The sequence below is a fragment of the Streptomyces sindenensis genome (assembly GCF_014649035.1).
GTDB lineage: Bacteria > Actinomycetota > Actinomycetes > Streptomycetales > Streptomycetaceae > Streptomyces > Streptomyces sindenensis.
In genome coordinates this window covers 48016-69972 of the sequence record NZ_BMSG01000024.1, presented here as the reverse complement: position 1 = coordinate 69972, position 21957 = coordinate 48016, and the positions used below count along the sequence as shown (strand labels likewise).

Here is a 21957-nt window from a genome sequence, read left to right as displayed (position 1 = left end):
CCATCAGCTCAGATCACTTTCGAATTCATCGAGCTCGTCCTGCGAGAAGTCCAGAAGGGACAGGTCGGAGGGGGTGAGGCCACCGGCCTCGGGCCGCTCCGCGTACTCGGCCAGCGCCGACAGGGTCCGGAACCAGAGATCGGCCAGCTCCTGGACCTCCGGCTCCTCGAACAGCTCGCCGGGCCAGGACCAGATGGCGACCAGCCGGACCCCGTCGGGGCCGTCCTGGGCCACGGTGCTCAGGCCGAGCGCGTGGGGCAGCGGCCTGGCGCCGTCGCCCCCGCTGCCCAGGGTCTCGGTGGCCTCCGGCGGGGCCGCCCAGTCCTCGGCCACGGCCGCCTCCGCGTCGGCGGCGTCGAACCGGCCCAGGTAGTTGAAGCCGAGCTGGGGCTCCGGACGACGGGCGAGGTCCGGTCCGGTGTCCGGGTTCAGATGCCGCAGCAGGCCGTAGCCGATCCCCTTGTCCGGGATCGCCCGCAGCTGCTCCTTGACCCGCTTCAGCGCGTCGCCCAGAGCCGGGCCGCCCGGCCACGCCTCGCCCTCGGGCAGCGCCCCGGGGTCGACCGCGACGGGGTAGAGGCTCGTGAACCAGCCGACCGTACGGGACAGATCCGTCCCGTCCACGATCTCCTCACGGCCGTGGCCCTCCAGGCCCACCAGCACCGCGGTGCCCTCGCCGCGCCCGCGCGCCGACCGCCAGCGACCGACGGCCAGGGCGAGCGCGGTCAACAGGACCTCGTCGACAGCGGCGTTGAACACCGCGGGCACCCGCCCGAGGAGCGGCTCCGCCACCGCGTGCGGCAGGGACAGCGTCAACTGCCGTGCCGAGTCCGCCACATCGCGGCGGGGGTCGAGCGGCCGGGTGCCGAGCAACGGGTCCGGAGTGGCGAGCACGGAGTGCCACAGCTCGGCCTCACCGGTGCGGGCCGGCGACGTCGCCTGTTCGGCGAGCAGCCCCGACCACCGGCGGAACGACGTCCCCACCGGCGCGGGCCGCGGTTCCTCACCGGCGGCCACCGACTGCCAGGCGGACTTCAGGTCCTCCTGAAGGACGCGCCAGGAGACCCCGTCGACGGCCAGGTGGTGCACGAGGAGCAGCAGCCGCCCCGGTCGCCGCGGACCGGCGTCGAACCAGACCGCCCGCACCAGGTGGCCGTCGGCCGGCGAGAGCTGGGTCTGCACCCGGGTCTGCGCGTCGGCGACCACCCCGATCAGGTCGCCCTGGGCCACCTCGGAGATGTCGGCCCGGCTGATCAGCCCGGCCGCGAGGACGGCGCCCCGGGGCGCGATGTCGAGGCGTCGCCCCGACGGCTCGTCGATGATGCGCGCACGCAGCATGTCGTGGTGGTCCAGGACCGCCTGCAGGGTCGCCGCGAGCCGCTGTTCGTCGCAGTCGGCCGGCAGCTGGAGGAGGGCCGCCTGGTGCACGGCGTCCGTCGGTCCGCCCCGCTCGTACAGGTCGAGCATGACCGGGGTGAGCGCCAGCTCGCCCACGGCGTCCTCGGGGCTCTCGGCCCCGGGCAGGTCCTCCTCGGCGCGGGCGACCCTCGCCAGGGCCCGGACCGTCCGGTGCTTGAACACATCGCGCAGGCTGACCAGCAGACCGGCCTTGCGGGCCCGGCCCGCCAGCTGGATGGAGACGATGCTGTCGCCGCCCAGCTCGAAGAAGTCGTCGTCGAGACCGACCCGCTCGCTGCCCAGCACCTCGGCGAAGAGCCCGGCCAGGACGGCCTCCCGGTCGGCGAGGGCCCGCTCCCCGTCCGAGGCTTGTGCCCCGTCCTCGGCGGTCTCCGGGGCACCGTGCCCGACCCGCTGTTCCAGCTCCGCCCGTACGCCGTCCCACCAGCGGGCCAGCGGATCCTCGGCCGGCCGGCCGATGCGGCGCTCCGGGCCGGCGGCGATGGCCTCCAGCACTTCGCGCAGCCCCCGCAGGACGACCTCGGTCTGCTCCACGGTGAACAGGTCGGGGCGGTAGCCCAGCCGGCAGTGCAGCTGGTCGCCGGAGAGACCCGCGTCCAGGGTGAGCGGGTAGTGGGTGGCGTCGTTCATCTCCAGGTCCACGGCGCGCACCTGGTCGGCGTCGCCGCCGAAGCCCGCACCGTCGGCCGGGATGTTCTGGAACACCAGCAGGGTGTCGAACAGTTCGCCCTGTCCGGCCATCCGCTGCAGGTCCACCAGCCCGACGTGCTGGTGGGCCATCAGGTCGACCTGCTGGTCCCGCAGCCGTACCAGCATGTCCTCCACCGGCTCGTCGGCGCTTCGGCCGACGCGGACCGGGACGGTGTTGATGAACAGGCCGACCATCCGCTCGATCCCGGGGACCTCCGGCGGCCTGCCGGACACGGTGGCCCCGAAGACGACGTCGTCGCGTCCCGTGAGCCTGCCGAGCAGCAGCCCCCAGGCGCCCTGCACGACGGTGCTCATCGTCATGCCGTGCCGGCCGGCGAACGCGGTCAGCCCGGTGACCAGGTCGCTCTCGAAGGTCGCGGAGACCTTCTCGGTGGCGACCGGGGCGCGGTCCGGGTCGGCGGGCGCCAGCAGGGTCGGCCGCACCGTCGCGTCCAGCACCTGGCTCCACGCCCGCTCGGAGGACTCCCGGTCCTGCCCGGCGACCCACCGCAGGTAGGTGCGGTACGGGCTGACCTCGGGCAGGCCCGCCGGGTCGCCCCCGGAGGCGTAGAGCCGCATCAGCTCGTCCAGCAGGATCGGCGTGGACCAGCCGTCCAGCAGGAGGTGGTGCAGGGTGAGCACCAGTCGCGCGCGGCCCGCGCCGAGCCGGAGCAGGGCGCAGCGCAGCAGCGGGGGCCGGGTGACGTCGAACCGCTCGGCCCGGGCGGCCCGCATCAGCCGGTCCACCTCGGCGCCGCGCTCCGTGGCGTCCATCGTGCCGAGATCGGTCTCGGTCCAGGGGATCTCGGTGACGGCAGGCACGAACTGCACCGGCTGGGACAGGCCCTCGTAGGCGAATCCGGCCCGCAGGTTCTCGTGACGCTCCAGCAGGGCCCGGACCGCGTCGCGCAGCACCGAGGTCTTCGGGTCGCCCTCCAGGTCGAGGCCGAACTGGACGGTGTAGACGTCGCGTTCGCTCTGGTCGTAGAGGGAGTGGAAGAGCAGCCCCTCCTGGAGCGGCGCCAGCGGGAGCACGTCGTCGAGTCCCTGCCCACCGCTCTCCAGCAGCTCGATCTCCCGCTGGTCGAGCCGGACCAGGGGAAAGTCCGACGGGGTGTGCCCGCCACCGGCGGGGCTCGCGTCGGCGACGATCTCCCGGACCGCCCGCTGCCAGCTCCGTGCCAGCCCGGTCACGTCCGCCTCGGCGAACACCGTGTCGGGCCAGGCCCAACGGGCGTGCAGGCGGGGACCGTCCGGCTCCTCGGTCACCCATACGTCGATGTCGAGGGCGTACGTCACCGGCATGTCCGGGTCCTCGGCCTCGACCGCCCGGACCGCGTGCGCCGCGCCGAGCGGCACGGAGCCGTCGGCGAGCGGGGCGTCGAAGGCGCCCCGGTGGCGGAGCCGGACCTGCGGGGTGGGCAGGCCCGCGAACAGCGGCGCCGTCTGCGGGTTGAGGTGGCGCAGCAGCCCGTGGCCGAGGCCGTCGCCGGGCACGTCCGCCAGCTGCTCCTTGACCCGCTTCAGCAGGGCGCCCGCGGAGACCTGGCCGTCCTGCCCGTCGTCGGCGGAGCCGGCGTGACCGATGCGCACCGGGTGGACGGACGCGAACCGGCCCAGGGTGCGCGACAGGTCCGCTCCGGGGTGGGCCGCGCTCCGGCCGTCCGCCTCCAGGCCGACCAGCACGCCCTTCCCGGTGTCCAGGCCCCGTTCCGCGCGCCACTGTTCCACGGCGGCCGCGAACGCCCCGAGCAGCACCTCCTCGGTGCCGGTGGAGAAGCGCTCCGGCACCTCCGTCAGCAGCTCCCGGGACTCCGCCGCGGAGAAGGCCAGCTCCATGTCGCGTACGGCGCCCGCGGTGTCGCGTCGCGGATCCAGCGGCCGGCCGGCGAGCGGGGCGGTGTCCGCCCCGAGCATCCGCGTCCACGCGTCGAGTTCGTCGATGAGCTCCGGAGCGGCGGCCGCGGCCGCGCGGCCCTCGGCCCACTCCCGGTAGCTCGTGGTCACCCGGGGCAGCCTCGGGGCCGCTCCCGCGGCCACGGCCTCCCACGCCGTGTGCAGGTCCGACGTGAGGATCCGCCAGGAGGCGGTGTCGGCGGCCAGGGTGTGCGCGACCAGGAGCAGGTGGTGCTCCCCCGTCGGGCCGCCGTCGAACCAGACGGCCCGGAACACCACGCCCTCCTCCGGTGCGACGGAGGCGACGGCGGTGCCCTCGTGCTCCGCCAGCAGCGCGGCGAACGCGGCCGGGTCGCTGTCCGGCACCTCGACCCGGGTGAGCAGGGACTCGGCGCGCACCTCGCCCCGGGGCCGTACCTCCAGGGCCCACACGTGGTTCCCGGCCCTGCGGCTGAGCTTCAGCCGCAGGGCGTCGTGGTGGTCGACGAGCGTCTGGAGCACGGTGTGCGGGGCGGTGGGGTCGCCGGTGGCCGGCAGCCTCAGCAGCGCGGTGGCGACCGACCGGTCCACCGGGCCGCCGCGCTCGCGCAGCGCGTGCACGGCCGGGGTGAGCAGGACCTCGCCCGTCCCCGCGTCGAGGGCGGCGGGTTCGCCGTCCGCCTCGCCGATGGTGACCGCCGCGGCGGCCAGCTCCTCGATCGTGCGGTGGCGCAGGACGTCGGCCGCGGTGAACTCGAGTCCCTCCTCGCGGGCCCGGCTCACCAGCTGGATGGAGACGATGCTGTCGCCGCCCAGCTCGAAGAAGCTGTCGTCGATGCCCACGTGCTCGACGCCGAGCAGCACGCGGACGAGTTCGCAGAGCAGCGTCTCCTTGGGGTCACGCGGTGCGCGCCCGTCCGGCCGGACCCCGAAGTCGGGCTCCGGCAGGGCCTTGCGGTCGACCTTGCCGTTGGCGTTCAGCGGCAGTTCGGCCAGCGCCGTGTAGGCGGCGGGCACCATGTACTCGGGCAGCCGCTCCGCCAGGTGGCCCATCAGCGTCCGGGCGGGCAGCTCCTTCGCGCTCCCCGCCACGACGCAGGCCGCGAGGCGGGTGCGCCCGGACCCGTCGGTGTGCGCCGTGACCGCGGCGTGGGCCACGTCCGGGTGGGTGAGGAGCGCGGCCTCGATCTCGCCGAGCTCGATCCGGAAGCCACGGATCTTCACCTGGTCGTCGGCGCGGCCGACGAACTCCAGCTGGCCGTCCTCCAGCCGGCGTACGACGTCCCCGGTCCGGTAGAACCGCTCGCCCGGCGCGCCGAACGGATGCGCCACGAAGCGCTCCGAGGTCAGCGCGGCACGGCCCAGATAGCCGCGGGCCAGGCCGGCGCCGGCGATGTACAGCTCCCCGGCGACCCCGACCGGCACCGGCTTCAGGAAGTCGTCGAGCACGTACACCGCGGTGTTCCACACCGGCAGTCCGATGGGCGGGCGTACCGCGCCGGACTGGGGCCGGCTCATGGTGGCGCACACGGTGGTCTCGCTCGGCCCGTACACGTTGAGCAGTCGGCGCCCCGGCGACCACCGGGCGACCTGGTCCGGCGGGCACGCCTCGCCGCCGACCGCGAGCGTGCGCAGCGTGGGCAGTTCGGCCCGGGGCAGCGTGGCCAGCACTCCGGCGGTGATCTGGAGGTGGGTGACCTCGTGTTCGTCCACGAGCGCGGCCAGTTCGCCGCCCGCGGGCTGCTGGTTGCCTTCCGGCAGCACCAGGGTCGCCCCGCTGAGGAGGGTCATGGAGAGGTCGGCCATCGAGACGTCGAAGCTCGGCGAGACCGCCTGGAGCACCCGGCTGTCGTCGTCGATGTCGAAGTTCTCCGCGTGCGCGCCCGCCATGCCCGCGATGCCGTGGTGGGTGACCACGACGCCCTTGGGCCGGCCGGTGGAGCCCGAGGTGTAGATCACGTACGCCGGGTGGCCCACCCTGAGCGGAGCCGTACGGTCCGTGTCGCCGGGATCGGTGTCCGGGGCCGCGTCCACCGCGGCGCGGACGTCCGGCGCGTCGACGGTCAGTACCTCCGTCCCGGCGGGCAGGGCCGCCCGGATCTCCGCGTCCTCGGTGGTGAGGACCAGCACGGGGCCGGAGTCCTCGGCGATGAAGGCGATCCGGCTCGCCGGATAGCCGGGGTCGACGGGGAGGTGGGTGGCGCCCGCCTTGAGGACGCCCAGGGTCGCCGCGAGCCAGTCCAGCGACCGCGGTACGGCGACGGCCACCCGCTGCTCGGGGCCGACGCCCCGGCCGATGAAGTGGTGCGCCCACCGGTTGGCGCGCGCGTTGAGCTCGGCGTACGTCAGCCTGGTGTCGCCGGCGATGACCGCGGTCCGGTCGGGGTGCGCGGCCACGTGGGCCTCGAAGAGCGCGGGGAACGGCGTCGGCTCGACCTCGCGGGCCGTGTCGTTCCACTCCTCCAGGACCCGGTGCAGTTCGGTTCCGGACAGCAGGTCGATCCGGCTGAGCGGACGCCCCGGATCGGCGGCGACGGCTTCGAGCAGGGCGGCGAAGCGGGCCACGACCGTCTCGACGGTGCTCCGGTCGAACACGTCGGTGCGGTAGCTGACCTGGCCCCGCAGACCGCCGGGCGCGCCGTCCTCGGCGAAGGTCTCCGTCAGCTCCACGCCCAGGTCGGTCTTGGCGGCGGTCAGCTCGATGTCCGAGGGGCTCACCGTGAGACCGGGCAGCTCCAGTCGCGGGGCCGCGTGGTTCTGGAAGGCGAGGAACACCTGGAACAGCGGGGTGAAGGCCGTGGACCGTACGGGGCTGAGCGCGTCGGCGACCCGGTCGAAGGGGATGTCCTGGTGGGCGTAGGCCGCCAGGTCCGCCGCCCTGACCCGGGCGAGCAGTTCGGTGAAGGCCGGGTCGCCCGAGGTGTCGGTGCGCAGGACCAGCGTGTTGACGAAGAATCCGACCAGTTCCGAGAGCGCCTCGTCACCGCGGCCCGCGGTGGCGGTCCCGACGGGGATGTCGGTGCCGGAGCCGAGCCGGGTCAGCAGCGCGGCGAGCGCCGCCTGCGCCACCATGAAGAGGCTGACCTGGTGGGTCCTCGCGAGGGCGGCGAGGGCGGCGTGGAGTTCGGCGTCGACACCGAACTCGACGGTGCCGCCCTCGGCGGACATCTCGGCCGGCCGGGGCCGGTCGAGAGGCAGCGTCAGCTCGGCGGGAGACCCTTCGAGGGTCTCCTTCCAGAAGGCCAGCTGGCGCGCGGCCACACTGTCCGGGTCCGCCTCGTCGCCGAGCAGCTCCCGCTGCCAGAGGGTGTAGTCCGCGTACTGCACGGGAAGCGGCGCGAACTCCGGGGCGCGGCCGGCCTGCCGGGCCACGTACGCGCTCGACAGATCGCGGGCGAGCGGGGCGTTCGACCAGCCGTCGGTCGCGATGTGGTGCACGGTGAGCAGCAGCACATGCTCCGTGTCCGACAGCGCGAACAGCGTCGCGGCGAGCGGGATCTCGCGGGACAGGTCGAAGCCTCGGCGGGCGCCGGCGCGCAGGGCCCCGGCGAGCTCGGTCTCCGTCGTCCGGACGAACTCCATCGGCACGGTCGCGGCGGCGGGCTCCAGGACCTGCTGGCGCGGCTTGCCCCCGGTGTCCGGGTAGACGGTGCGCAGCACCTCGTGGCGTGCCACGACGTCGCCCACGGCGGCACGCAGCGCGTCCCGGTCGAGGGCGCCGCTGAGCCGGATGGCGATGGGCACGTTGTACGTTCCGCCGGGCCCCTCCTCCAGCCGGTCGAGGAACCACAGGCGGAGCTGGGCGAAGGACAGCGGGATCTCCGCCGGACGCGGGCCCGCCACCGGCTCGGGCCGGGCGGAACCGCCCGTGCCCAGCACGGCGGCCAGCCGCGCGGGGGTCGGGGCCTCGAAGACCGCTCGTACGTCGACGTCCGTGCCGAAGGCCGAACGGACCCGGCTGAGCAGCCGCACCGCGCTCAGCGAGTTGCCGCCGAGCTGGAAGAAGTCGTCGTCGACGCCGATCCCGGGCACGTCGAGCGCCTGGGCGAACAGGCCGCACAGGATCTCCTCCTGCGGGGTCCGCGGGGCGCGGACGGCGGCCGCCACGGTGAACTCCGGCTCCGGCAGGGCCTTGCGGTCCAGCTTGCCGTTCGGGGTCAGCGGCAGCTCCGCGAGGACGACGACGGCCTCCGGGACCATGTACTCGGGCAGCACCAGGGCCAGCCTGTCCCGCACCGCCGGGCCGCTGAGCGCGGCTCCGTCGGCCGCGGTGACGTACGCGACCAGGCGGTCGCCGTCCGTCCGTCCGGCGCGCACGACGACCGCCTGGGAGGCCACACCGGGAACGGCGGCCACGGCGGCCGCCACCTCGCCGAGCTCGATCCGGTGGCCGCGCACCTTCACCTGGTCGTCGGCGCGGCCGACGAACACGAGGTTCCCGTCCGCCCGGCGGCGGACCACGTCGCCCGTGCGGTACATCCGCCCGCCGGCCGGTCCGTAGGGGTCGGCGACGAATCGCTCGGAGGTCAGGGCGGCCCTGCCGAGGTAGCCCCGGGCCAGGCACGGCCCGGCGACGTACAGCTCGCCCGGCACCCCGGCCGGCGCGGGCCGCAGCAGGGCGTCCAGGACGTAGGCCCGGACGTTGCCCTGGGGCCGCCCCATGGGGACCGGTCCCGCCGGGAGGTCCGCGCCGGGTCCGACGCGGTACTCGGTGACGTTGACCGTGGCCTCGGTGGGCCCGTAGACGTTCCAGACGGTCGCGTCGGGGTGGCGTGCGCGCCAGTCGGTGAGCGCCTCGCCGAACAGCGCCTCCCCGCCGAGCAGCAGCTCGGTGTCCGGCGAGTAGGCGGCGGGCAGCGCGCCGAGCAGCGGCAGGTGGCTGGGCGTCGCCTTCATGAAGGTGCAGGGGGTCCGGGCGAGCCTGCCCGAGAGCCTGTCGTCCTCCTCCAGGTCCGCGACGACGACGGTGCCGCCGAGCGTCAGCGGGGTGAACAGGGCGGTGACGGTCAGGTCGAAGGAGACCGGCGAGTGGAGCATCGCGACGCCCGCGGCGCCCGGGTAGGAGCGCCGGGTCCAGCCGAGGTAGTCCACGACCGAACGGTGCGTGACCACGACGCCCTTGGGGCGGCCGGTGGAACCGGAGGTGTAGATGACGTACGCCGGGTTCTCCGGCGACAGCGGTGCGGTGCGGTCCCCGTCGGTGGGGTCGCCGTCGCTCCGCCGCGCGGTCTCCGCCGCCGTGTCCGCGTCGTCGGTCACCAGCAGGGCGACGTCCGTGGCCGGCAGGGCTGCGCCCGCTTCGCGGGTCGTCACCAGCAGCTGCGGCGCGGCGTCGTCGAGCAGGTGCCGGATGCGCTCCTGCGGCAGGGCGGGGTCGACGGGCAGGTAGGCCGCGCCGGACTTGAGGACGGCCAGCAGGGTGACGACGAGGTCCGCGGAGCGCCCCATGGCGATCGCGACCAGCCGCTCGGGGCCCGCGCCCCGGGCGATCAGGGTGTGCGCCAGCCGGTTGGCCCGCCGGTTCAGCTCGGCGTAGGTCAGCTCGGTGTCACCGTGCGCCAGCGCCACGGCGTCGGGCGTCCGCCCGGCCTGGGCCTGGAACAGCTCGGGCACGACGGCCCGGGTCGCGGGGAGTTCGGGGCCGCTGACGTCGGCCTCCAGCCGCGAGCTCTCCTCCTCGCCCAGCAGGTCGAGCCGGCCCAGGGGCGTCTGCGGCGCGGCGGCGACGGTCTCCAGCACCCGGCGCAGCCGCGAGGTGGCGGCCCGGACGAGGCGCGCGTCGAGCAGGTCGGTGCGGTAGTACCAGTTGAGGGTCATCCGCTCGTCGTCCTGCATCACCACGATGCCCAGCGGGTAGTGGTTGTCGCCCTTGGTGTCCACGTCGGTCAGGGCGAGGCCGTGCACGAGGGTCCGGTCCCCGGGGCCCGCCGGGAAGTTCTCGAAGACCACCGCGGTGTCGAACAGCGTGTTCAGGCCCGCGATCTGCTGGAGCTCGGCCAGCCCGATGTAGTGGTGCGCGAGGAGCCGCACCCGCTGGTCCTGGACCGTGCGGAGGGTGTCGACGACCGAGCGGTCCGGGACGATCCGCACCCGTACGGGCACGGTGTTGCTGAACAGCCCGACCATCGACTCGACGCCCGGGAGCTCCGGCGGCCGGCCCGAGACCGTCTCCCCGAACAGCACGTCGTCGCGGCCGGTCAGCCCGGCGAGGACGATGCCCCAGGCGCCCTGCACCACCGCGTTCATGGTGAGGTCGTGCGTACGGGCCACGGCGGTGAGGGCGGCGGTCAGCTCGGCCGGCAGCTCGTCCACGATCCGGCCCGGCAGGCTCGGCCCGGCCTCCCCGGCGGCGGGGGCGACCAGGGTCGGCTCCTCGATACCGGCCAGCGCCTCGCGCCAGGCGTCCCGGGCCGCCGATCCGTCCTGCGCGGCCAGCCAGCTCAGATACTCCTTGTACGGAACGACGGGCGGCAGCGCGGAGTCGTCGCCCGCCGTGCCGTAGAGGGCGAAGAGCTCACCGGCGAGCACCGGCGCCGACCAGCCGTCCAGCAGGAGATGGTGGGCGGCGACCAGCAGCCGGTGGCTGTCCGCGCCGAGACGTATCAGCGTGAAGCGCAGCAGCGGGGGCTGCTGGGGGTCGAAGCGGCGCGCCCTCTCCTGCACCAGCAGCGCCTCCAGCCGGGTGCGCTGCTCCTCCTCGTCCAGTTCGCTCAGGTCCACCTGGTACCAGGGAAGCCGGACCTCGCGGGGGATGAGCTGTACGGGCGTGCCCTCGCTCGTGTGGCGGAACGCGGCACGCAGGCTGTCGTGCCGGCGCAGCAGTCCGGCCACCGCGGAGCGGAGCGCCCCGGTGTCCAGGTCACCGCGGATGTCCACGGCGAGCCGGGTGATGTAGACGTCCTCGGCCCGCTGGTCGTACTCGGTGTGGAAGAGCAGCCCCTCCTGCAACGGGGAGAGCGGCAGGACGTCGGCCAGGCGCGGCTGCGCCTGCTCCAGCCGGTCGATCTCCGCCTGGGCGAGCGGCACGAGCGGCAGATCGGAGGGGACGAGCCCGCCCCCGCCGTCGGGCCGGTCCGCGAGCGCGACCAGCGCCTCCAGCGCCGTGAACCACGCCTGCGCCAGGTCCTGGACATCGGCATCGGCCAGCAGTTCGCCCGGCCAGGACCAGGTCACGGAGAGCCGGGGCGTGTCGTTGTGGGTCTCGGTGACCGCGTTGACGACCAGGGTGTACGGCAGCGGGGTCGTCGGGTCGGCGCCGCCGCCCAGACCGGCGTCCTGGGTGTCGTCGCCGCCGATGCGGCCGAGGTAGTTGAACCCGATCTGCGGCTCGGCGAACTTGGCGAGGGTCACGGCGGTACGCGGGTTGAGGTGGCGCAGCAGCCCGTAGCCGATCCCGTTGTCCGGGATGGCGCGCAGCTGTTCCTTGACCGCCTTGAGGGCGGACGTGAGGGCGGGGCCGCCCTTGAGGAGCTCGGCGGCGGGCGCCTCGCCGGGGTCGAGACGTACGGGGTACAGGCTGGTGAACCAGCCGACGGTCCGGGACAGGTCCGAGCCCTCGGCGATCTCCTCGCGGCCGTGGCCCTCCAGGCCGACCAGGACGGAGGAGCCGTCGCCGCGGCCCTGACGGCGCCGCCAGTCGGCCACGGCGACGGCGAGCGCGGTGAGCAGCACGTCGTTGATCTGCGCGTTGAAGGCCGCGGGCACCCGGCCCAGCAGCGGTTCCGTCACCTCGGCCGGCAGGCGCAGGGTGAGGTGCCCGGCGGAGGCGAGGGTGTCGCGTTCCTGGTCGAGCGGGCGTTCGGTGAGCAGCGGGTCCGGTGCGGACAGGATGTCGCGCCACAGCGGCAGTTCGCGGATCCGGTCCGGTTCGCCGGCCGCCGCGGTCAGCTGCTGGGCCCACCGGCGGAAGGACGTGCCGACCGGCTCGGGGGTGAACGGCGCTCCCTCGGCGGCGGCCTCCAGGGCTGCCGCGACCTCGGGCAGCAGGATGCGCCAGGAGACGCCGTCGACCGACAGGTGGTGGATGACCAGCAGCAGCCGGCCGGGCCGGTCGGATCCGGCGTCGAACCAGACGGCCTGGACCATGCGGCCGGCCTCCGGGGCGAGCCTCGCCTGCGCGGCGGCGGCCTCCCGGCGGTGGACGGCCGCGAGTTCGTCCGCGCCGACGCCCTGGACGTCCACCCGGTGGAGGCAGTCCTCGGCGGGCACGGTGCCGCGCGGGGTGACCTCCAGGGTCCATTCCCCGATGTCCTCGATACGGGTCAGCCGGAGCCGCAGCGCGTCGTGGTGGTCGAGGAAGGTCTGGAGCACCGAGGCGACCCGGGCCGAGTCGAGTCCGGCGGGTGTCGGCAGCGGCATCGACTGGTTGAAGTGGGTGACGTCGCCGCCGTGTTCGCTGAACCAGTGGATGATCGGGGTCAGCGGGACACCGCCGACCCCGTCGGACGGCGCGCGGCGGGCGGGGGCGGCCGCCTCCTTGGCCGCGGCGGCGAGCGCCTCGACGGTCCGGTGGGTGAAGACGTCGCGCGGGCTGAAGCGCAGGCCGGCCTTGCGGGCGCGGCTGATCAGCTGGATGGAGCCGATGCTGTCGCCGCCGAGCTCGAAGAAGCTCTGGTCGACCCCGACCTCCGGCACCCCGAGGACCTCGGCGAAGAGGGTGCACAGCAGCTCCTCGCGCGGGTTGGCCGGGGCGCGCCCCTCCTTCACGGCGAACACGGGGGCGGGAAGGGCCTTGCGGTCCAGCTTGCCGTTGACCATCAGCGGCAGCGCGTCCAGCTCGACGACGAGCGCCGGGACCATGTGGTCGGGCAGCCGTTCGGCGACCGACTCCCGCAGCGCCTGCGGCCGGACCGTGCCCGGACCCGCGGGGACGACGTAGGCGACGAGCTGCTTCACACCGGGCTGGGCCTCGTGCACCACCACGGCGGCCTGGTCCACCCCCTCGTCGCGGACCAGGGCGCTCTCGACCTCGCCCAGCTCGATCCGGAAGCCGCGCACCTTGACCTGGGCGTCGGCGCGGCCGACGAACTCCAGCTCGCCGTTGTCCAGCCGGCGCACGACGTCGCCGGTCCGGTACATCCGCTCCCCCGGCGCGCCGAACGGGTCGGCGACGAACCGCTCCGAGGTCAGTGCGGCGCGCCGGAGATAGCCGCGCGCCAGTCCGGGGCCCGCCACATACAGCTCACCCGGCACCCCGGGGGCGACCAGGCGCAGCGATCCGTCCAGAACGTAGGCGCGGGTGCCGAGCACCGGCGTGCCGATGGGCGGCACGCCGCCGGTCGGCTCCAGCGGGGTGCTGATCGACACGGCGACCGTGGACTCGGTGGGGCCGTAGGCGTTGACCATGCGGCGCCCCGGGGCCCACCGCTCGACCAGCTCGGCCGAGCACGCGTCGCCGCCCACGATCAGGCACGCGAACCCGTCGAGCCCGCTCACCGGCACGCTCGCGAGGGCGGCGGGCGGGATCAGCGCGTGGGTGACCCGGCGGTCCGCGATCACCTCGGCCAGCGGCTCACCCGCCAGCGGCGCCGGTCCGGGAACCACCAGCGCGGCCCCGGCGGTCAGGGTCATGCACAGCTCCAGCACCGACGCGTCGAAGCTCGGCGAGGAGAACTGCAGGATCCGGCTCGACTCCGTCACGGCGAACCGGTCCCGCTCGGTCGCGGCGAACGCGGCCAGCCCGGAGTGGGTCACCACGACGCCCTTGGGCACACCGGTGGAACCGGAGGTGTAGATCACGTAGGCGGGGCTGTCCACGGAGGCGGGGCCCGCGGGCGCCGCGGCGGCCGGCGTCCCGCCCTCGTCCTCGTGGTCGCCGTCGCCGTCGCCGTCGCCGTCGAGCAGGAGCACGGGCATGCCCTCGCTCCCGGGCACCACGGCGGCGTAGGCGGCGGTGGTGAGGACCGCGGCGGGGCGGGCGTCGGAGAACACGAATCCGATGCGCTCGGCCGGGTAGTCCGGGTCCACCGGCAGATAGGCGGCGCCCGCCCGCATCACGGCGAGCGACCCGACGACCGACTCCACCGACCGCCCCAGCACGAGGGCCACGACCTGCTCGGGCCCCACGCCGAGGCCCGCGAGCCGGGCCGCCAGCTTCTCCGCACGGGCGTCCAGTTCGGCGTAGGTCAGCGACACGTCGTCGGACTCCACGGCCACCGCGTCGGGGGTCCGCGCCACCTGCGCGGCGAACAGCTCGGGGAACGTCTCCCGCCGTACGGTGCCGTCGGCCGCGGCGGCCAGCTCGGCCCGCTCGCTCCCGGTCAGCAGGTCCAGGGAGGACACCGCCCGCCCCGGGTCCTCGATCAGCGCCTGGAGCAGCCGCACCAGACGGCCGCCGATGACCTCCACCTGCTCCCGCTCGAACAGGTCGGGCCGGTAGTTGAGGACCAGCCGCAGGCTGCCCTCGTAGACGTGCGACACCAGGCACAGCGGGTAGTGGTTGGCGTCCAGCACGTCGAAGCCGTCGATGGTCAGATCGCCGGCGAGGTCCCGCAGGCTCTGGAGATCGAAGGGGAAGTTCTCGAACGCCACGTAGGTGTCGAAGAGCTCGGCGTGCCCGGACAGCCGGTGGATGTCCCGCATCCCGGTGTACTGGTGGGGCATCATCTCCAGGTGCTCGCTCTGGAGCCGCCCCAGCACCGACACCAGCGAGTCGCCGCCGTGCAGACGTACGCGCACGGGCAGGCTGTTGATGAGCATGCCGACCATGCGCTCGACGCCCGGCGTCTCGGGCGGGCGGCCGGAGACGACCGTGCCGAAGACGACGTCCTCACTGCCGGTCAGCACGGACAGCAACAGGCCCCAGGAGCCGTGCACGGCGCTGCTGAAGGTCAGGTCGTTGGCGCGCAGCCGCGCCGAGAGGGCGGCGGTGTCCTCGGCGGACAGCTCGATGGCCAGCTGCTCGGGGTGCACGACCGCCCGCGCCGGGTCGGAGCGCACGAGCCGGGTCGGCGACTCGATACCGGCCAGCGCCTGCCGCCACGCCTCCTCGGCGGCCGCGCTGTCCCGCCGGGCCAGATGGGCCAGGTGCTCGCGGAACGGTGTGACCGGCGGGAGGCTGGTGGCGTCCGCGCCCTTCCCGTACAGCTCGAAGAGTTCGCCGAGCAGCACCGAGGTCGACCAGCCGTCGAGCAGGATGTGGTGGAAGGTGCAGAGCAGGCGGTACGCGTCGTCGGCGAGCCGCACCAGCCGGTAGCGCATCAGCGGGGGGCGCGCCAGGTCGAAGCGGTGGGCCTTCTCCGCGGCCTGGATCCGGTCCAGCTCGGCCGCGCGCTCCTCCTCACCCAGCGCGCGCAGGTCGGTCCGCTCCCAGGGGAGTTGGACCTCCCGGGCGACGACCTGCACGGGCCGGCTCTGCTTGGGGTGCAGGAAGCCGACGCGCAGGTTGGCGTGGCGGTGCAGCAGCGCCTCGGCGGTGGCGCGCAGGACGTCCTCGTCGAGCCGGCCGCCGAGGTCGAGCACCACCTGCACGGTGTAGACGTCGCTGCCGGTCTCGTCGTACAACGCGTGGAAGAGCAGGCCTTCCTGGAGCGGGGACAGCGGAAGAATGTCCTCGGGGCCCGACTTCGTCATCACAGCGTCCTCCACTCGGCTTCGAGGCCGTCGATCTCGTCTTGGGAAAGGTCGACCAGTGCCAGGTCGGACGGCGCGTAGCCGCCGGTGCCGGGCTGTTCGGCGTGGTCGGTCAGGACACGCAGTGCGCGGAACCAGTCCTCCGCGAGCTCCCGTACGTCCGCGACCGACAGCACCCGGGCCGGCCAGGTCCACTCGGCGACGAGCTGCGGGCCGTCCACGTGGTCCCGGACCACCGCGTTGATCTCCAGCAGATGGGAGAGCGGCAGGTCCGCGCCCTCGGCGCGGACCGCCTCGTTCTCGGGCGCGGGGCCCCACACGTCGGTGGAAGAGGCCTCGCGTCCCAGGTAGTTGAAGAGCATGGGGGCCCGGGCGAGTCCGGCCAGCCGGGCCCCGGTCTCCGGGTTCAGATGCCGCAGCAGCCCGTAGCCGATGCCGCCGTCGGGCACGGCCCGCACCTGCTCCTTGACCGTGCGGAGCGCCTTGCCCGCCTCGGGGCCCGCCTGCCAGAGTTCCTGCCAGTCGCTGACACCGGGGTCGAGGCGGACCGGGTGGATGGTGGTGAACCAGCCCACCGTGCGCGACAGGTCCACCCCCTCGGCGATGTCCTGGCGGCCGTGGCCCTCCACGTCGATCAGGACTCCGTCGCCCGGTGCGTGGCCGCGCCGGCGGCGCCAGGTGTCGGCCGCCAGCGCCAGGGCGGTGAGCAGCGCCTCGTGGACGCTCGCGTTGAGCACCTCGGGCACCTGGGTCAGCAGCCGTTCGGTGCGGTCGGCGGGCAGCGCCTGGGTGAATTTGCGGGCCCCCACGGCGGTGTCCGTACGCGGGTTCAGCGGCTGGGCGGCCAGGGCGGGGGCGGGCAGCCGGAGCGCCTCGGCCCAGCGGGCGGCCTCGCCGTCGGCCGGGGCGGCGGCGCGCCGCTCCAGCAGTTCGGCCCAGCTCTTCAACGACGTGCCCACCGGCTCCGGTTCGGGGTCCTTCCCGACGGCCGCCGACTCCCAGGCGGTGCGCAGGTCGGGCAGCAGGATCTGCCAGGAGACCCCGTCCACGACCAGGTGGTGCGCGGCGATCAGGAGCCGGCCCGTCTCCTGCGGTCCGGCGTCGAACCAGACCGCCTGGACCATGACCCCGGCTCCCGGGTCCAGCCGCTTCCATGCCTCGCGGGCCTGCGACCTGACGGCCGCGAGGAGCGCGTCGCCGGTCAGTCCGGCGATGTCGGCCCGGCGGATCAGGGTCCGGGCCTGCACGCTGCCGCGCTCCGGGATCTCGTAGGCCCAGCGGCCGCCGGGCCCTTGACGGTCCAGGCGCATCCGCAGCGCGTCGTGGTGGTCCAGCAGGGTCTGGAGGGCGATGGCCAGCTCGCGTTCACCGAGCTCGGGCGGCGTCCGGACCAGCACGGACTGGTGGAAGGCGTCGACGGGACCGCCCCGGTCCTCCAGCCACCGCATGATCGGCGTGGCCGGGAGGGGGCCGGTACCCGCGTCGGGGCCGGCGCTCGGCTCGGGGGCCGCCTCGGCGACCGCCGCCGCCAGCGCGGCGACGGTCTTCAGCTCGAACACGTCCTTGGGCGAGATCGCCAGACCGAGCCGCCGCGCTCGGGCCACCAGCTGGATGGAGACGATGCTGTCCCCGCCGAGCCCGAAGAAGCTGTCGTCCAGGCCGACGGAGTCACGCCCCAGCACCTCGGCGAAGAGGCCCGCGAGCGTCTCCTCCAGCTCGGTGCGCGGCGCGGCGCTCTCCTCGGCCTCGAACGCGGGCGCGGGCAGCGCCTTGCGGTCGAGCTTGCCGTTGGGGGTGAGCGGCAGGCTCTCCACGACGACGACGGCGGACGGCACCATGTAGGCGGGCAGCGGGCCCGCCGCGAACGCGGCCAGCTCGGCCCCGTCGACGCTCTCCCCGTCCCGGGCCACGGCGTATCCGACCAGCTGCCGGTGGCCCGGCACGTCCTCGCGGACCATGGCCGCGGCGCGCGCCACCCGGGGGTGCTGGGCGAGCACGGCCTCGACCTCGCCGAGCTCGATCCGGAAGCCGTGCAGTTTGACCTGGTCGTCGAGGCGGCCGAGGTACTCCAGTTCCCCGTCCGCCCGCCAGCGGCCCACGTCGCCCGTGCGGTACATGCGGGCGCCGGCATCGCCGTAGGGGTCCGCGACGAAGCGCTCGGCGGTGAGCCCCGCGCGGCCCAGGTAGCCGCGGGCCAGCTGCCCGCCGCCGATGTACAGCTCGCCGGCGACCCCGGGCGGAACCGGGCGCAGCGCCTGGTCCAGGACGTGTATCCGGGAGTTCCACATCGGCCGGCCGATCGGCACGGGCCCGCTGTCCACCGCGTCGTCCGGGCCCAGCCGGTATTCGGCACAGCCCACGGTCGCCTCGGTCGGACCGTACTCGTTGACGACGGTGACCCCGGGCTGCCTGCGTCGCCACTCCTCGACGACCTCGCCGATCAGCATCTCGCCGCCCACCACCAGTTCGCCGCTGGGCGAGAACTCCTCGGGCAGGATGCCGAGCAGCGCCAGGTGCGAGGGGGTCGCCTTGAGGAACGCGGGGCGGGGCGCGCCGGTGCCGGGCCCTTCGAGGGAGGCGACGCGCACGTGGCCGCCGGAGACGAGGGGCGCGAACAGCGCGGTGACCGTCAGGTCGAAGGAGACCGGCGAGTGCAGCAGCGCGCTGTCGGCGACCGAGGGGTAGTTCTGCCGCGCGTACTCCAGGTAGACGGCGACGGACCGGTGGGTCACGACCACGCCCTTGGGGCGGCCGGTGGAGCCCGAGGTGTAGATGACGTAGGCGGGGTGGCCGGCCCGCAGCGGGGACATCCGGTCCCCGTCCAGCGGTGCCGTGGCCGGGGCGTACCGGTCGGCCCCCACGTCCAGCACCGGGAGGGCGCCGGGCACCACGCCCCGGGTCACCGCGTCGGCGATCACGAGCGAGGGCTCGGCGTCCTCCAGCATGAACGCGATCCGGTCCGCCGGGTACTCGGGGTCCACGGGCACGTAGGCCGCACCGGCCTTGAGCACCGCGAGCAGCGCCACCACGAGGTTCGCCGAGCGGGGCAGCACGACGGCGACCCGCTGCTCGGGACCGGCGCCGGCCGCGATCAGCGCATGGGCCAGCCGGTTGGCGCGGACGTCGAGTTCGCCGTACGTCAGCGTCAGACCGCCCTCGACCAGGGCGGTCGCCCCCGGGGTGCGCTCGACCTGGGCCTCGAACATCCGGGGCAGCAGCAGGGCCGGTTCGATCACCGGGGCGCGGTTGAACCCGTGGGTGACCAGGTCGTGTTCGGCCGGGGTCAGCAGGCCGATGCGGTCGAGCCGCTGCCCGGGGTCGGCGACGAACGACTCCAGCAGGCGCACCAGGCGCGCGGCCATCAGCTCGATGGTGGCGCGGTCGAAGAGGTCGGTGCTGAACTCCAGCCTGCCCGCGATGCCCGCCGCGCTCTCCTGGCCGGTCGAGCGCTCGTCCAGGCCGAAGAGCAGGTCGATCTTGGTGACGCCCGGGGTGACCTCCTGCGGAGTGGTCTCCAGACCGGGCAGCTCCAGCGTGGACTCGGCGGGTGTCTGTACGTCCATCATGACCTGGAACAGCGGGTTCCTGGCCAGCGACCGTTCCGGGTTGAGCGCCTCCACCAGCCGCTCGAAGGGCACGTCCTGGTGGGCATGGGCGGCCAGCGACATCTCCCGTGCACGGGCCAGGAGTTCACGGACGGTCGGGTTGCCCGACACGTCGTTGCGGAAGACCACGGTGTTCACGAAGCATCCGACGAGCCCGTCCAGCCGGGCGTCGCCGCGGCCGGCCACGGCGCTTCCCAGGGGGATGTCGGTGCCGGCGCCGTGCAGATGGAGCAGGACGGCGACGGCGCTCTGGAGCACCATGAAGAGGCTGGCCCGGTTGGACTGTCCGAGCTCGGTCAGACGGCGGTGCAGGTCCGCGTCGATCTCGAACCGGACGATGTCGCCGCGCTGGCTCAGCTCGCTCGGGCGCGGCCGGTCCGTCGGCAGTTCGAGTTCTTCCGGAAGTCCCGCCAGCGCCTCCTTCCAGTGGTCGAGCTGGCGGGCCAGGGGGCTGTCCGGATCCTGCTCCCGGCCGAGGACCGACTGCTGCCACAGCGTGTAGTCGGCGTACTGCACCGGCATCGGGTCGAAGGCCGGCGGCCGCCCCTGCGTGCGGGCGGTGTAGGCCCGGCCCAGGTCGCGCGCGAGGGGGGCCAGGGAGAGGCCGTCGGCGACGATGTGGTGCAGCACGACCAGCAGCACATGGTCCCGCGGTCCGAGCACGAGCAGGCGGGGGCGGACCGAGAGCTCGGTCGTCAGGTCGAAGCCCTCGGCCACCACCGCCGCCACCCGGGAGTCCAGCTCGTCGGCCGTGACCGGCTGCTCGGTGAGCACGACCAGACCGGCCGCCTCCTCCGGGGTGAGGATCTGCTGACGGGGCCTGCCGTCCGTCTCGGGGAAGCGGGTGCGCAGCGTCTCGTGCCGGGTCATGACGTCGCGCAGCGCCTCGGCGAGCGCGGCCCGGTCCAGCTGTCCGGTGAGGCGCAGCGCGAGGCCCATGTTGTAGGCGCCGCTCGGCTCGTGGAGCCGGTTGACCAGCCAGAGCCGCTGCTGGGTGAGGGAGAGCGGAAGTTCGGCGGGGCGCTTCGCGGGCTCCAGGGCGCGGCGGCGGCCGTCGGCTCCCTCGATGTGCGCGGCTATCCCCGCGGCGGTCGGCGCCTCGAAGACCGTACGGATGGAGAGCTCGACGCCGAAGGTCTCGCGGACCAGGCTCAGCAGCCGGATCGCGGAGAGCGAATGGCCGCCCAGCGTGAAGAAGTTGTCGTCCGCGCCGACGTCGTCGACCTTGAGCACGTCGGCGATCAGCCCGCAGACCTGCTTCTCTCGCGGGGTGCCGGGGGCGCGGTAGGCGGCGGGCGCCCCGGTCTGCGCTTCGGCGGCCCCGGAGGCGGTCTGCGCGGGCGGGGTCCAGCCGTCGGGGACCCGCAGGGCGACCGTGTCCAGGCGGGCTTCGGGCGCCGCGGTGGCCAGCGCGCCGAGGAAGTCGGCCAGCGCCTCGCGGTGCCCGGCGAGTCCGTCCGCGGTGTAGAGATCGGCGTTGGCGTGGAAGTCGATGAGGAAGCCGTCGCCGTCCGCGCGGTTGTCGACCACGAGGGAGAGGTCCTCCTCGGGGCCGATCGAGAAGCCGCGTACCGTCGCGGGCTGCCCGGCGAACGCGAGCCGCGTCCCGTACATGATGAGGTTGACCTCGGGGCCCCACAGGCGCTTCCGGTCGCCGACCATGCCGAGGTCGCGGTGGATGTCCTCGTAGCGGTAGCGCTGGTGCCGCAGCACCTCGTGCAGCTCGTCGCTCACCGCGCGCACGAAGCCCGCCACGGTGGCGTCGGCCTGCGGAGTCAGCCGGAGCGGAAGGGCGTTGGAGACCATGCCGGGGGTGCGTGCGGCGGCGCTGCCGGAGCGGGCGGCCACCGCCAGCCCGAGGACGACGTCCGGCGCGCCCGTGACCCGGTGGAGGTAGGCGGCGATGCCCGCCACGACGACGGCTGGCCAGCTGACGCCGGTCTCGCGGCCGAAGGACCGCAGGGCGTCGGCGCGGTCGGCGGAGACCTCGCCGGCGTGCCGGACGTGATCGGTGGGGACCCGGGTGGGGCGGGGGGCGAGCGATGCCGGTTCGGACAGCCCCGCCAGGCGCCGGGACCAGAAGTCCCGGTCCGCGGTGAACTGTTCGGACGCCCGGTAGGCGGCGTCCGCGTCGACCAGGTCCCGGACGGAGCCGAAAGGATCGGGCTTCGGCTCCTCGCCCGCCACCAGCGCCGAGTAGACGGCGGCGACCCGGGAGACGATCAGGGACCAGCTGTAGCCGTCGACGATCGTGTGGTGGACGCGGCTGAACCAGGTGTGGCGGTCGTCCGCGAGCTTGAGCAGCCCGAAGGTGAAGAGCGGGCCGTCGGCGAGGTCGACCGGCGTCCGCACCCGGGCGAGCATCCACGCCTCGGCGGCGGCGGCCGGGTCCGGGTCCCCGCTGACGTCGACGGTGTGCAGCGTCCAGTCCAGCTCGGGCACGACGCTCTGGACGGGCCCCTCGGCACCGGGCGTGAAGCGGATCCGCAGCGTCTCGGCCTCGGCGACCGTACGGCGCAGCGCGTCCTCGAATCGGGCGGGGTCGATCTCCCCCGCGATCTCGACGCACTCCGCGATGCTGTACATCGGGTTATCCGGATTGATCTGCTGCGCCAGCCACATTCCTGACTGTGCGGCCGTCAGCGGCAATGGGAGTCCGTTCTGATCGGCCATTTCCATTCACTCCGATTGAATAGACACTGCGGGACCCGTGAAATCGCACAGAAAGTACCTGTAGGCGACCGGATCAACAGTACGAACGCGGGCCTGCGTCTCCATGGGCGCATGAAAAACTTCT

At 74.3% G+C, this 21957-nt stretch carries 2 protein-coding genes; both read right to left on the bottom strand.

Annotated elements, in window-relative coordinates:
• Positions 1–3: 3 nt before the first annotated feature.
• The gene (locus IE145_RS23615; protein ID WP_189527451.1) at positions 4–15555 is read right to left on the bottom strand and encodes a non-ribosomal peptide synthetase; all 15552 of its coding nucleotides are present in this window, start codon (positions 15553–15555) and stop codon (positions 4–6) included.
• The gene (locus tag IE145_RS23610; RefSeq protein WP_229825772.1) at positions 15555–21782 is read right to left on the bottom strand and encodes a non-ribosomal peptide synthetase; all 6228 of its coding nucleotides are present in this window, start codon (positions 21780–21782) and stop codon (positions 15555–15557) included. Before IE145_RS23610 ends, IE145_RS23615 begins: the two co-directional genes overlap by 1 nt.
• Positions 21783–21957: the final 175 nt, after the last annotated feature.